General features: G+C 66.9%; 15 protein-coding genes. 12 read left to right on the forward strand and 3 right to left on the reverse strand.

Features of this window, described 5'->3' with window-relative positions; all coding sequences use genetic code 11:
- The coding region (locus Q0Q02_RS20990; protein WP_293812421.1) for an elongation factor G at positions 1-1,561 on the reverse strand (1,561 nt) is incomplete at its 3' end.
- A gap of 442 nt (positions 1,562-2,003) precedes the next feature.
- On the opposite strand from Q0Q02_RS20990, the gene Q0Q02_RS20995 reads away from it, so the two are divergent.
- Positions 2,004-2,192, forward strand: a complete 189-nt coding sequence (locus tag Q0Q02_RS20995; RefSeq protein WP_293812423.1) for a hypothetical protein — start codon at positions 2,004-2,006, stop codon at positions 2,190-2,192.
- Positions 2,193-2,336: 144 nt separating this feature from the next.
- On the opposite strand, the gene Q0Q02_RS21000 is transcribed toward Q0Q02_RS20995, so the two are convergent.
- Positions 2,337-3,125 carry an SDR family NAD(P)-dependent oxidoreductase gene (locus Q0Q02_RS21000; protein WP_293812425.1) on the reverse strand — a complete coding sequence of 263 codons (789 nt, stop codon included), beginning with the start codon at positions 3,123-3,125 and terminating at the stop codon, positions 2,337-2,339.
- Between the two features lie 176 nt (positions 3,126-3,301).
- Here Q0Q02_RS21000 and rplS point away from each other — a divergent pair, with 176 nt between their 5' ends.
- The 4 genes from rplS to Q0Q02_RS21020 all read left to right on the forward strand — a co-directional run bounded on the left by rplS (position 3,302) and on the right by Q0Q02_RS21020 (position 7,178).
- Entirely contained in the window at positions 3,302-3,697 is a 396-nt protein-coding gene (gene rplS / locus Q0Q02_RS21005; protein ID WP_199088077.1) for a 50S ribosomal protein L19, read from the forward strand.
- A gap of 345 nt (positions 3,698-4,042) precedes the next feature.
- Complete coding sequence (locus Q0Q02_RS21010) at positions 4,043-4,492, forward strand: MarR family transcriptional regulator (protein WP_293812428.1); 450 nt, start codon at positions 4,043-4,045, stop codon at positions 4,490-4,492.
- On the forward strand, positions 4,489-6,141 hold the full coding sequence (locus Q0Q02_RS21015; RefSeq protein WP_293812430.1) for an MFS transporter: 1,653 nt from the start codon (positions 4,489-4,491) through the stop codon (positions 6,139-6,141). The genes Q0Q02_RS21010 and Q0Q02_RS21015 overlap by 4 nt, the downstream gene beginning before the upstream one ends.
- On the forward strand, positions 6,138-7,178 hold the full coding sequence (locus Q0Q02_RS21020) for an HlyD family secretion protein (RefSeq protein ID WP_293812432.1): 1,041 nt from the start codon (positions 6,138-6,140) through the stop codon (positions 7,176-7,178). The genes Q0Q02_RS21015 and Q0Q02_RS21020 overlap by 4 nt, the downstream gene beginning before the upstream one ends.
- Before the next feature lie 11 nt (positions 7,179-7,189).
- Here Q0Q02_RS21020 and Q0Q02_RS21025 read toward each other — a convergent pair whose 3' ends face one another.
- Entirely contained in the window at positions 7,190-8,410 is a 1,221-nt protein-coding gene (locus tag Q0Q02_RS21025; protein WP_293812433.1) for an aminotransferase class V-fold PLP-dependent enzyme, read from the reverse strand.
- Positions 8,411-8,497: 87 nt separating this feature from the next.
- Between Q0Q02_RS21025 and kynA the strand changes: the two genes are divergently transcribed.
- From kynA to leuD, 7 genes are all read left to right on the forward strand, one after another.
- Complete coding sequence (kynA, locus tag Q0Q02_RS21030; RefSeq protein WP_293812435.1) at positions 8,498-9,346, forward strand: tryptophan 2,3-dioxygenase; 849 nt, start codon at positions 8,498-8,500, stop codon at positions 9,344-9,346.
- Between the two features lie 104 nt (positions 9,347-9,450).
- Complete coding sequence (locus Q0Q02_RS21035; RefSeq protein ID WP_187640076.1) at positions 9,451-9,603, forward strand: hypothetical protein; 153 nt, start codon at positions 9,451-9,453, stop codon at positions 9,601-9,603.
- Positions 9,604-9,711: 108 nt separating this feature from the next.
- The gene (gene leuC / locus Q0Q02_RS21040) at positions 9,712-11,130 is read left to right on the forward strand and encodes a 3-isopropylmalate dehydratase large subunit (protein ID WP_293812437.1); all 1,419 of its coding nucleotides are present in this window, start codon (positions 9,712-9,714) and stop codon (positions 11,128-11,130) included.
- Positions 11,131-11,153: 23 nt separating this feature from the next.
- On the forward strand, positions 11,154-11,399 hold the full coding sequence (locus Q0Q02_RS21045) for a hypothetical protein (protein WP_293812439.1): 246 nt from the start codon (positions 11,154-11,156) through the stop codon (positions 11,397-11,399).
- Positions 11,399-11,845: a metallopeptidase family protein gene (locus tag Q0Q02_RS21050; protein ID WP_293812440.1), complete on the forward strand. Its 447-nt coding sequence runs from the start codon at positions 11,399-11,401 to the stop codon at positions 11,843-11,845. Before Q0Q02_RS21045 ends, Q0Q02_RS21050 begins: the two co-directional genes overlap by 1 nt.
- A 2-nt stretch (positions 11,846-11,847) precedes the next feature.
- On the forward strand, positions 11,848-12,618 hold the full coding sequence (locus tag Q0Q02_RS21055) for an RDD family protein (RefSeq protein ID WP_293812442.1): 771 nt from the start codon (positions 11,848-11,850) through the stop codon (positions 12,616-12,618).
- A gap of 30 nt (positions 12,619-12,648) precedes the next feature.
- On the forward strand, positions 12,649-12,964 hold a 316-nt coding region (leuD, locus tag Q0Q02_RS21060), incomplete at its 3' end, for a 3-isopropylmalate dehydratase small subunit (protein WP_293812443.1).

A 12,964-nucleotide genomic window follows, 5' to 3' on the forward strand; every position in this document is an offset into this window, starting at 1 on the left:
TGTCGACGAACTGGATGCCCTCCCCGCGCGGCAGCGGCGCGACCTCGATCACCACATCGCCGTACTGGCCATGGCCGCCGCTCTGCTTGCGATGTCGGCCGCGCGCTCCGGCATGGCCGCGGATGGTCTCGCGATAGCCGACCTGCGGCGTCTTGTTCGTCACCGTCACACCATAGCGGCCGGCCAGCTTTTCGAGCGCGACGCGCAGATGCATCTCGCCCTGGCCCGACAGGCGAGTCTCGCCGAGTTCCGGCACCTGCGTCACCGCCAGCGCCATGTCCTCCTCGGTCAGCCGTTGCAAGGCCGCCGCCAGCCTGACGTCGTCCTTGCGATCCTTCACCGCAATGGCGAAGGCATGCACGGCTTCCGGCGGCGCGACCGCGCTGACCACACTCGCCCGCGCCTTGCCCAGCATGAAGGCTTCGCCGGTCGCGATGCCGTCGAGCTTGGCGAAGCCTGCGACCTCGCCCTCCTCCGCCGCCGGCTTGCGACTCTGCTCCGCCCCCTTCAGAGAGACAACGCCGGCGATACGCGCCTCGACGCCGCCCGACGATGTCACGACATCGCCCTCCGCCAACCGGCCGCGCATCACGCGCGCCAGCGATAGCTTGCCGCCCTGGCTCGAATGCCAGGTCTTCATCACCTGGGCGAGCGGCGGCCCTTCCGCGAGAATGCCGGCGCGTCCGCGCGTCTCGGCAAGGCCCGGCGCCTCATGTCGGAGCGCCTTGAGCAGCCGTGTCACGCCATTGCCGCGCTCGGCCGCACCGATCAGCACGGGCACGACATGGCGATGCTGCAGCTCGCGCGCGAGATCGTCGAAGACACGGTCGCGCGGCGGCTCCATGTCGCCGAGCAATTCCTCCATCAGCTCGTCGTCGTAATCGGCGAGGCGCTCCAGCATCGAGAACCGGGCTTCCTTCTCGCGGCCGGCCTCGTCGACCGCCAGCGGCACGATCTCGCTCGGCGCATGCTCGCGATAGATGAAGGCCCGCTCCAGGGCGAGATCGATGAAGCCGACCGCGATGCCGTTCTTCCAGATCGGGATCTGGCGCAACAGCAGCGGCGTCCGCGAGGCCCGCTGCAGGATGCCGAGCGTCTCGCGCACCCGGCGCGAGGCCGTGTCGATCTTGTTCAGGAACAGGAAGCGCGGGATATCGGCTTCCTCCAGCTCGCGCAGCACGAGCTCCAGCGCCGGCGCCTTGCGGTCATCCGCCTCGCAGACCACGACCGCCGCATCCACCGCCGGCAGCACATGGCGCATCTCGTGCAGGAACTCGACCGAGCCGGGGCAGTCGATGAAATGGAAGGTGTCGCCGAGAAAGTCGACGGTCGCGACCGAGGGCTCGGTGCTCATCTGGTGCGCCCGCGCCTCGGGCGCGGCATCGCCGACCGTGTTGCCGCCCTTGACCGTGCCGGTGCGGGTCAGCGCGCCGCATCGCATCAGGATGCTCTCGAGCAGCGTCGTCTTGCCGCTCTGGAAGGGGCCGACGATCGCGATGCATCGCGGCCCCGCGCTTCGGGTACCGGTTGCGGAGCCTCCGTTCTGTGCCGATGCGGGCATGATTTCCTCCTTCGGGGCTGACCGCGATGGAGGAAAGGTCGTGACCTCGGCTCCGGCGCGGCGGAAACCCGGCGGGAACAGCGCATGCGCTCACGCCGGGCGGGCGGCGGTCGCTCGGGCCCGACAGGGTCGGGCGGCCGTCGGAGAGGCAGGTGGGGAGAGGTTCGCGCCGATCGGGAACGGACGCAAGCGCTTTGTCGGCCATGACTGCGGCAGGCGCGCGAAGCCAGCCTTGCCGCTGCTCGCACCTGCGCGGTCGAGACGGCTATCCCACCGTCGAGACCTGTGATTTCATTGGGTTTGCACCCGGCTGCCGCGCATGCTGGACCGGCGACGAACTTGCGACTCCCCGTCGCTCCGCGGCCGGGGAACCCCAGGGGGCGCCGGACATTCTACGGGCGGGCCGCCGGCGCGGCGGTGATGGAATAGGGAGAACCGGCCGATGGCTGAGAACGCTTCGCAAATGGAACTGGACGAGCGCATCGCCCTCCTCAGGCGCAACATCGCCGAGCTGATGGAGCAGGCGACCGGAGCCTCCGGCTCCGCCGTGGAGGAAGCGCTCGCCAACCGGCTCAGCGAACAGCAAGACATGCTCAACGAGTTGCTGAAGAAGCGCGAGGCGATGGGATAGAGGCCACCGCCGTCATGGTCGGGCTTGTCCCGGCCATCCATGTCTTCCTTCATCGAGAGCGGTGTTCAAGACGTGGACGCTCGCCACAAGGGCGAGCGTGACGGGACCGAAGGAGCGTCGTGGCCGCGGGGTTGCGCACGAATTTCAGAGATTTCGCCGCTCGCCGCGCAGGGTTGCAAGCCCGATACCGACCGCGTCGAACCCCCCATCGACGGCCAGAACCTGCCCTGTGATGTAGGTCGCCCGGTCCGAGCAGAGGAAGAAGATCGCCTCGGCCAGTTCCTCCTCGAGCCCGTAGCGCCCGAGCGGCACGGCGTCGCGATAATCCGCCCGGATCTCGGGGCTATGCACTGCCTTGGCCATCGCGGTCTCGACCGGCCCCGGCGCGACCGCGTTGACGCGGATGCCAAGCCCGGCAAGCTCGACCGCCTGCTGCTTGGTGAGATGCGCGAGCGCAGCCTTCGAGGTGCCGTAGGCAACGCGCAGCGTGGAAGCGCGCAGGCCTGAGATCGAGGTGATGTTGACGACGGCGCCGCCGCCATTGTCGGCCATCGCCCGGGCGGCGAGTTGCGTCGCCAGGAACGGGCCGGTCAGGTTGACCGCCATCACCCGTTGCCATTCGTCATGGGTAGTCTCCAGCAGCGGCTTGAACACCGCAGTCCCGGCATTGTTGACGAGCGCATCGAGCCGCCCGAAGCGCTTCGCCATGCCGGCAAAGGCCGATTCGAGCTGCGCGGGCATGGCCACGTCGCAGGTCAGCACCAGCGTGCGCTCCGGCGTTGCGATCTCGGCCGCGGCCCGCTGGAGCCCGGCCCCGTCGATATCGAGCAGGCCGACTTGCCACCCCTCGGCCAGGAAGCGCTTGGCGGTGGCAAGGCCGATGCCGCGCGCGGCGCCGGTGACGAGGGCGGTCTTCGGAGTGTTGTCGGGCATGGCATCTCGTCCGCTGGCGTGTCGCTGCCGCCAACGCTATGCATGCCGGCAGCGTGGCCAACAAGCGGGCATTGCCGCTCGACAAACTCGCCGCGCTCCTGTATGGCCCCGCACTCAACTGAAAACAGCGAGCCGAAAGCCCGCGCTTCCGCGCGAATACGGCCATGGAGAGACCCATGAACATCATCGAACAGCTCGATGCCGAGCAGATTGCCAAGCTGAGCGAAGGCAAGGCCATTCCCGCCTTCCAGCCCGGCGACACCGTGCAGGTCAACGTCAAGGTCAAGGAAGGCGAGCGTAGCCGCGTCCAGGCCTATGAAGGCGTCGTGATCGCCCGCAACGGCGGCGGCCTCAACCAGAGCTTCACCGTCCGCAAGATTTCCTATGGCGAGGGCGTCGAGCGCGTCTTCCCGCTGTTCTCGCCGAACCTCGATTCGATCAAGGTCATCCGTAAGGGCAAGGTGCGCCGCGCCAAGCTCTATTACCTGCGCGATCGTCGCGGCAAGTCGGCCCGTATCGCCGAGCGCGTCGATGCCAAGCCCGCCAAGGGCCAGAAGGCTTCCGGCAAGTAAGCCGAAAGCCTCAGCGCCGAAAGCCTCGGCACAGAGAGATTGGAACGCGGTCCTCCGGGGCCGCGTTTTTTCTTTGCCTGGGCGCCAAACCGGCCGCGTGGAGCCCGCCGGGTTTTCTCGGCACCACTGGGTCATCCCGGGCTTGCCCCGGGATCCATCGAAGGGCCCGGAGCGCTACGATGGATCCCGGATCGGCGCGGCTTCGCCGCTTGTCCGGGATGGCAGCGTGGTTCCGCCGAAAGATTCATGCAAAAATTGCATGCCAGAAACACAATTTGTCATTTGATATGCATGCATAGTGTTTATAAGTACAATAATAATTAGCATGCTATTTATGTTGGCACTATGGACCTCACCCAGCTTCAGGCCGCATTCACCGGCGAGCTTGCCGCCGTCAATCGCAAGCTGAGGGCGCTCGTCGATGACCGGGCGCGCGGCATGGGCCTGACCCTGTCGCGGGCTCGTCTGCTGATGGAGCTCGCCCGCGAGGATGGACCGATCCAGTCCGATCTGGCCGGCCTGCTCGATATCGAGCAGCCGACGCTGGTCCGGCTCCTCGACGGGCTCGAGCGCAACGGCATGATCGAGCGCCGCGCCGTCGAGGGCGACCGGCGCGCGCGCCGCGTTTTCCTGACTGACACCGCCCGCGCCCAGGCACAGGACATCCTGGATTTCCTTGCTGAGTTGCGGGCTGGTATCCTGCAGGGCATCGCGCCCGGGGAGCTGGAGGCCGCGCTCGACGTCCTGCGCCGCACCTCGCGCAACATCGCCGCCGGCCGGAGCGCCGCCCCGTGAGCACGCCCGAAGCCTCGACCGCACCTGCCGCGCCGCCACCCGCCCCCATGGGCCTGCTGATGCCGCCGGGCCGTGCGCTCGCCTATATGCTGGCCGCAGTAACGCTGACGATGACGCAGCAGATCGGCGCGAACCTCGTCAACACCAACATCTACCAGATCCAGGGGGAGCTCGGCGCCACCGTCGCCGAGACCAACTGGCTGATCGCCGCCTATATGGCGCCGAACGTCTCGCTCTCGATCGCCCTGATCAAGATCAGGATGCAGTACGGCCTGCGCAATTTCGCCGAGATGAGCCTTGCGGGCTTTGTTCTCGCCGCCTTCCTGAACCTCACCTTCGTCCACGACCTGCCATCGGCCGTGGTCGTGCGCTTCATGAGCGGCATGGCGGCGGCGCCGATGTCCTCGCTTGCCTTCTTCTACATGATCGAGCCTCTGCCACCGCAGAAGCGGCTGACCGTCGGCCTCTCGCTGGCGCTGACCAACACCACGCTCGGCATCCCGGTGACGCGCCTGATCTCGCCCTGGCTTCTGGAGACCGGCGGCTTCCATGGCCTGACCCTGTTCGAGATGGGCCTCGCCATGGTCGCCTTCGGCTTCGTCTACGCATTGCCGCTGACCACGCCGCCACGGGTGAAATGGATCGGCCCGCTCGACATCGTCAGCTACCTCCTGATCGCCGTCGGCTTCGGTGCCATCGCCGTGGCCCTCAGCCTCGGGCGGATCTACTGGTGGTTCGAGGCACCCTGGCTGGGCTGGCTCTTCGCCTGCGCCGTCATCTGCCTGACGCTGGCGGTGATCGTCGAATTGCACCGCGACAGCCCACTCATCGATATCCGCTGGCTGACGAGCCCGGCGACACTGCATTTCGCCGGCTCCATCCTCCTGATGCGTGTCGTGCTGGCCGAACAGACCGTCGGCGCCTCGAATTTCTTCCAGGCCCTCGGCATCCAGAACGAGCAGACCCTGCCGCTCTACGGCATCATCCTCTGCGCGATCCTGGCCGGTGGCGTGACCTGCGCGCTCCTGCTGCGGCCCGGCCGCGAGAACTGGTTCTACGGTACGGCGCTCGCCTGCGTCGCGCTCGGCGCCTGGCTCGACAGCGGCGCGACCAGCCAGACCCGGCCGCACGACATCTGGCTCAGCCAGGCGCTGGTCGCCTATGGCTCCGGGCTCTTCCTGCCTGCCGCGATGGCACAGGGCATGGGCGGTGCGATCCCACGCGGCCCCATCTACATCCTGAGCTTCATCACTGTCTTCCTGTTCACGCAGAGCATCGGCGGCCTGCTCGGCTCGGCCCTGTTCGGAAGCTTCATCACGTTGCGGACCAGCTTCCATTACAACGCGCTGGCAGAGCATTTCGTCATGTCTCAACCGCTCTTCGCCCAGCGCATCGGTCAGTTCGGCAGCATCTACAGCCATGTCCTGACCGACCCGACGCTGCTGCGGGCGGAAGGCGTGACGCTGCTCGCCCAGCGGGCGACGCAAGAGGCCATCGTCCTCGCCTACAACGACGCCTTCATGCTGATTTCCACGATCGCAGGCCTCGCCCTCATCGGCCTTCTCTCGCATCTCGCCTACCTGCAGCTGCGCGCACGCATGACTGTCCCGCCGCTCAACCCGCTCCCTGATCGCCCAGCCCTGCCATGACCCGCATCTTCCGTTCCGTCTCGACCTATGTCGCGCTCGCCATCGGCCTCATCGGCCTTGGCATCATCCTCTACGCCTGGCGGCTGCCGCCTTTCGTCAGCGCCGTCGAGACGACCGAGAACGCCTATGTGCGCGGCCAGGTCACCGTGATCGCGCCACAGCTCGCCGGCTATGTCGCGGACGTGGCGGTGCAGGACTTCGCCACGGTGAAGCAGGGCGACCTGCTCCTGCGCATCGATGACCGCATCTATGCCCAGAAGCTGGAACAAGCCCGCGCCGGCCTTGCCGCGCAGCGCGCCGCGCTCGCCAATTCCGACCAGTCCCGCGCCGCAGCGGAGGCGCGCCTGCGCGCTGCCGTCGCGAATGTCGCCAGCGCCGAGGCGGCGCTCCGCACGGCCGAGGCGAACTGGGGCCGCATCGAGCCCTTGCGCGAGCGCGGCGTCGTCAGCCAGACCAGCACCGACCAGAGCCAGCAGGCGCTCGACCAGGCGCGCGCCGCACTCACGGCGACCAATGCAGCCGTCGACGTCGCCCGCCAGGATATCCAGACAGCCGTCGTCAACCGTCAGTCGCTCGTCGCGGCGGTCGAGGGCGCGGAGGCCGCCGTCCATCTCGCCGAGATCGACCTCAGCAACACCCGCGTCATCGCTCCGCAGAACGGGCGCCTCGGAGAGGTCTCGGCCCGCCTCGGCCAATACGTCTCGGCCGGGACGCAACTGATGGCGCTGGTGCCCGAGCAGATCTGGATCATCGCCAATTTCAAGGAGACGCAGCTCGCCGGCATGCGCGTCGGCCAGCCGGTGAGCTTCACCGTCGACGCTCTGCGCCACGCCCGTCTCACCGGCAGGATCGAGCGCTTCTCACCGGCGGCCGGCTCCGAATTCAGCGTGATCCGGCCGGAAAACGCCACCGGCAACTTCATCAAGATCGCCCAGCGCGTGCCGGTGCGCATCGCCGTCGATCCCGGCCAGCCCCTGGCAGCGGAGCTTGCGCCCGGCATGTCGGTGGTGGTCAGCGTCGACACCGCACAGCACTGACGCCGCGTCGCTCAGGCCAGCGCCGTCAGCCGCTCCAGAAGAAGCCGCGCGTCCGCCGCGTTCTGATAGAGCCCGAAGCCGAGCCGCAGACGGTCTCCACGCAGGTCGGTGACGATGCCGGCCCGCGCCAGCCTGTCATGCCAGGCCGGCGCATCGGCATGGCGGAAGGTCAGGAAATTGCCGCGCGCCGGTTCTGAGAGCGGCACGACGAGATTCTCGAGCGCGAGCACACCGCAGGCCCGGCGCGCCAGCCCTTCCGCCACAATGCCCTGCAAGGCATGCGCGTGCGCATGGATCGCCGCGGCATCGAGCCCTTTCGCGTCGAGCCAGTCGAACACCGCGCCCATGCGGTAGAGGCCGGAAGGGTCGAAGGTCGCCCCCATGAAACGCCAGCCGGTCTCGGCATAGGCAACGCCGCCTTGCGGCCCCGACAGCGCCCCGAACGAGGCATACCAGCCGGTGTCGCGCGGCCGCATGGCGAAGCCGGGCGGGCAATGCATGAAGCAGGCGCCCTCCCCCGCCATGGCGTACTTGTAGCCGCCGGCGATGTAGAAGGCCTTGTCGGCGATAGCAGAGAGATCGGTCGGCCGCGCCAGGAAGCCATGATAGCCGTCGATGACGACCAGGCGCCCGGGCGCGGAGATTCCGGCGACCAGCCCTTCCAGATCGGTCAGCGCGTGGCCGGAATTGAACTGCACCTGGCTGACGAAGACCATGTCGGGATTGCCCATCTTCGCCGCGGTGATCAGGCGCTCCGCCAGATCGGCGAAAGGCTCGGCCGGCACGACGGTGAGCGCGATCAGCCCCTCCTCCGCCAACCTTTCGATCTGCCGCCGGAAGGAATGGAATTCGGCATCGCTGGTCAGGATACGCGGCACCCGGTCTCGCGGCAGGCAGGAGAGCAGCCGGTTGACGAATTCATGGGTGTTATTGGCCGGCACGAGCCCGTCGACGCCGGGCAAGTTGAGGTGCCAGGCCACGCCCTCGGCCACCTTCCGCCAGACCGGGCCGAGAACCTCCTCCCATTTGCCGTCGGCGAGCCGGGCGGCATCGTCCCAGCAGCGTAGTTGCGCCTCGCGGGTAACGTCCGGCCAGAAATGGTGGCTGTGCGCGGCGAAATGCAATTGCTCCGGCCAGTTCCGGCGGAAATGGGAAAACTCCGCGGAGAGGTCGAATGGCGGCTCAGCGGCTCGCACGGGAACGGTCGTCGTCTGGTCGCTCGCCATCGTCATGCCTTGCCCGACCCGCAAAATACTTTAAACTTAAAATATATCGCGCCTTCCCTTCGTCAAGGCGCGTCGCGAGCGAGGGCGAAAGCGATGGGCACCGGCACGGGCGAGCACCACAGCCGCATCGAACCCGGCATGCAGACCGATTTCAAGGAGCGCATGGATTACGGCTCCTATCTTGGCCTCGACCTGCTGCTGGCGGCGCAGAAGCCATTGAGCGATGCCCCCGACGAACTGCTCTTCATCACCATCCATCAGGTCCAGGAACTCTGGCTGAAGCTCGCGGCGCACGAACTCGACGGCGCCATCGCAGCGATCCGCGCCGATGAGCTCCAGCCCGCCTTCAAGTCGCTGGCGCGCGTTTCCCGCATCCAGTCCCAGCTCGTCACCGCCTGGGACGTGCTCTCGACCATGACCCCGGCTGACTACCTCGCCTTCCGCGATGCGCTCGGCCAGTCCTCCGGCTTCCAGTCCTACCAGTATCGCGCGCTGGAATTCCGGCTCGGCGCCAAGGACCCGCGCATGCTGGCGATGCATCGCCACCATCCCGAGCATCACGCCCATCTGCAGGCGCTGCTGGAGGCGCCCAGCCTCTATGACGAGGCGCTGCGCCTGCTCGCCCGGCGCGGGCTGCCGATCCCGGCCGATTGCGTCGAGCGCGACTGGAGCGTGCCCCATGCCGCAAACGACATCGTGAAGGCGGCATGGCTGACGGTCTATCGCGACACGCAAGCTCATTTCGATCTTTACGAGCTTGCCGAGGAGCTGGTCGATCTCGAAGACCAGTTCCAGCAATGGCGCTTCCGCCACATGAAGACGGTCGAGCGCATCATCGGCTTCAAGCCGGGCACGGGCGGCTCCAGCGGCGTCAAATTCCTGAAAACCGCGCTTGAGCGCACCTTCTTCCCGGAACTCTGGCAGTTGCGCAGCGAATTGTGAGGTGTCGCGCCCTGCGTCGCCGCGATGACGCGGCTGCAACGGCATCGATTGTCCGGCTTGATTGGAACTGCTAAACAGTAGCCATGTCGCCGTGTGAGCATCATTTGCAGCGCTTCTGCGCCGTGCAGGGAGAGGGCCATCTGCCGCCCCTGCCGACGACGCAGGATTTTGCCGCGCTGCACGACCATGCCCGTTTGCCCTGGCGCTTCTTCGGCCGCTTCACCGCCTCCATTGCGGCAGGCCTTACCGGCGCCTGAGGCCGGCCGCTCTCGCGCGGCCGGCGACAGGCGAACCGCTATTGCGCGCAGGCCCGAAGCGAGCCGGCGCATGATCTTCAGCAGATTTCCGCAGACCGAGAACAAGCCATGATCGCGACCAAGGGTCCCCAGACGCTCTACGACAAGATCTTCGACGACCACGTCGTCGACCGGCAGGATGACGGCACCTGCCTGCTCTATATCGACCGCCACCTCGTCCACGAGGTCACCAGCCCGCAGGCCTTCGAGGGCCTGCGCATGACCGGCCGCAAGGTCCGCAGCCCTGAGAAGACGCTCGCCGTCGTCGATCACAACATCCCGACGACCGACCGCTCCAAGGGCATCCAGGAAGAGGAAAGCCGTATCCAGGTCGAGGCGCTGGCCAAGAACGCGGCCGATTTCGGCGTCGAGTACTTCAACGAGCTCGATAGGCGCCAGGGCATCGTCCACATCGTCGGCCCCGAGCAGGGCTTCACCCTGCCCGGCACGACGATCGTCTGCGGCGACTCCCATACCTCGACGCATGGCGCCTTCGGTGCCCTTGCGCACGGCATCGGCACCTCCGAGGTCGAGCATGTGCTGGCAACGCAGACACTGATCCAGAAGAAGGCGAAGAACATGCTCGTCCAGGTGGACGGCACGCCTGCGCCCGGCGTCGGCGCCAAGGACATCACGCTCGCCATCATCGGCGAGACCGGCACCGCCGGCGGCACCGGCTCGGTCATCGAATATGCCGGAGAGGCCATTCGCGGGCTTTCGATGGAAGGTCGCATGACGCTCTGCAACATGTCGATCGAGGGCGGCGCCCGCGCCGGCATGGTCGCGCCCGATCAGAAGGCGTTCGACTACCTCAAGGGCCGCCCCAAGGCGCCGCAGGGCGCCGCCTGGGACGCAGCCCTGCGCTACTGGGAGACGCTGCGCTCCGACGAGGGCGCGCATTTTGACCGCATCGTGAAGCTCGACGCTGCCAACCTGCCGCCGATCGTCTCCTGGGGCACGAGCCCGGAGGACGTGATCTCGGTGCTGGGCGCGGTGCCGGACCCCGACCTGATCGAGGACGAGGTCAAGCGTGCCTCGAAGAAGCGCGCGCTCGAATATATGGGCCTGACCGCCGGCACCAAGATCACCGACATTCCGCTCGACGTGATCTGGATCGGCTCCTGCACCAATGGCCGCATCGAGGACCTGCGCACCGTCGCGAAGATCGTCGAAGGCAAGAAGCTCCATGAGAGCCTCGACTACGGCATGATCGTGCCGGGCTCCGGCCTGGTAAAGGAGCAGGCGGAAGCCGAAGGTCTCGACAAGATCTTCCTGGCCGCCGGCTTCGAATGGCGCGAGCCGGGCTGCTCGATGTGCCTCGCCATGAATCCCGACCAGCTCAAGCCGGGCCAGCGCGCCGCCTCGACCTCGAACCGCAATTTCGAGGGCCGTCAGGGCTATCGCGGCCGCACCCACCTCGTCTCGCCGGCGATGGCGGCGGCAGCGGCCCTCACCGGCCGTTTCGTCGACGTCCGCACGCTGGGCTGACGCGGACAGGCGGGGAGCTGACCATGCCGAAGGATCCCCGCGAAACCGCCCGCGCCGACGAGGCCAAGGCGGCGCTGGACCGGGTCAAGCGCGACAGCGAAAGCCTGCTCGGCTCCTCGATGGGCCGGGCGGCCGATCACTTCTCGGGCGCCGATGCGCCCGAGGGCGACAAGGTCGAGCTCTGGGGCCGGCGCATCGGCCGCTCCCTCTCGCTCGTCGGCGTCGTCGTACTGGCCTGGTGGCTCGGCTACCAATTGAAGATCTGGTGATGGGCAAGGCCGTGGACGCCAGGGTCACGAAAACAGCGGAGATCGACTGGGACGGCGTCAAGGCGCCGTCGCAGGAGGCGTTCGAGGTCTTGGCCCAGGCCGCCTTCGACCGCCTGCCGGAGGAGTTCCGCGCGCTCTGCTCGGACGTGATCTTCAACGTCACCGAATTCCCCGAGGACGACGTGCTGAAGGAGCTGGAGGCGGAGAGTCCCTTCGACCTGCTTGGCCTGTTCAGCGGCGTCGGCCTGCCGCAGCAGGGCTTCAGCCCTCAGACCGGGCAGATGCCCAACACCATCCACCTCTATCGCCGTCCGATCCTCGACTATTGGGCCGAACACGACGACAGCCTCGGCGCGATCGTCACCCATGTCATGGTCCACGAGATCGGCCACCATTTCGGCTTCTCCGACGAGGACATGGAAGCCATCGAACAGGCGGCGGGGTAGCGATGCAGGGGACAGAGAAACTCTGGTACTGGCGACGCCACCTTGCGATCGGGCTGGATTTCCTGCCCTTTGCGCTGATCCTGGTCGTGCTAACGGTGCTGTTCTTCGGCGGCAACAGCGACAGGGTTCGCCTGGATGGCTTCGGCGTAAGCGTGTCGCGTTGCGGCCCGGGAAAGATGGATCAGAGCGTGCTCGACGCGGGCAATGCCATGATGAGCGGCGTTGTCTGGAATCAAGCCGCATTCTGCGACATCAGCGCTTTCGGTATCGCCTCCAACCGGATCGTGCATCTCGCCCGTGTCGAGAAGGGCGCCGACAACATCACACGCACGGTTTCCGTTAAGGTACCGGTCGATGACGGGGGCCGATCCGTCAGCCCCTTTTATCTCGATTGGATCGGCTACCTCGCTTTCGTTGCCGCCATCGTCGGTTTCCAGGCAACGCGCTGGCAAGCGACTCCGGCGATGCGCCTGCTGCGGATTCGCCTGGTCGCGAACAACGGCGAACCCGCAGGCGTGAAGCGAAGCTTTTTGCGCTTGATCTACGCCGCCTTGCTCAGCCTTGCGGTTACCGCCGTGTTTTTCGGGCCACTCTGGCTGATCGTCGCAGGCGGATACAGCCCTTGGCTGATGCTCCCCGCCCTGCTGATCGCGCTGACGCTCTATCTGTCCTGGTGGTGCCCCTTCGCCCTCAAGCGCTCGCTGCCGCGAGCACCGCTTCACGACGTCTGGGCCGGAACCCGCATCGTCCGGGTCGCCCCGCCTTCCGCCTGAGCACTATAAAAATCGACAAGGAACCGCATCATGCAGCCCTTCACCACCCTGACCTCCACACCCGCGCCGATGAAGGTGATCAATGTCGATACCGACATGATCATCCCCAAGCAGTACCTGAAGACGATCAAGCGCACCGGTCTCGGTACCGCGCTGTTCGCGGAGATGCGCTACAAGGAGGACGGCTCGGAGAACCCCGATTTCGTGCTGAACCAGCCGGCCTACCGCAAGGCGGAGATCCTCGTCGCCGGCGACAATTTCGGCTGCGGCTCCTCGCGCGAGCACGCGCCCTGGGCGCTGCTCGATTTCGGCATCCGCTGCGTGATCTCCACCAGCTTCGCCGACA

The organism is uncultured Allobosea sp. (genome assembly GCF_945956895.1).
GTDB lineage: Bacteria > Pseudomonadota > Alphaproteobacteria > Rhizobiales > Beijerinckiaceae > Allobosea.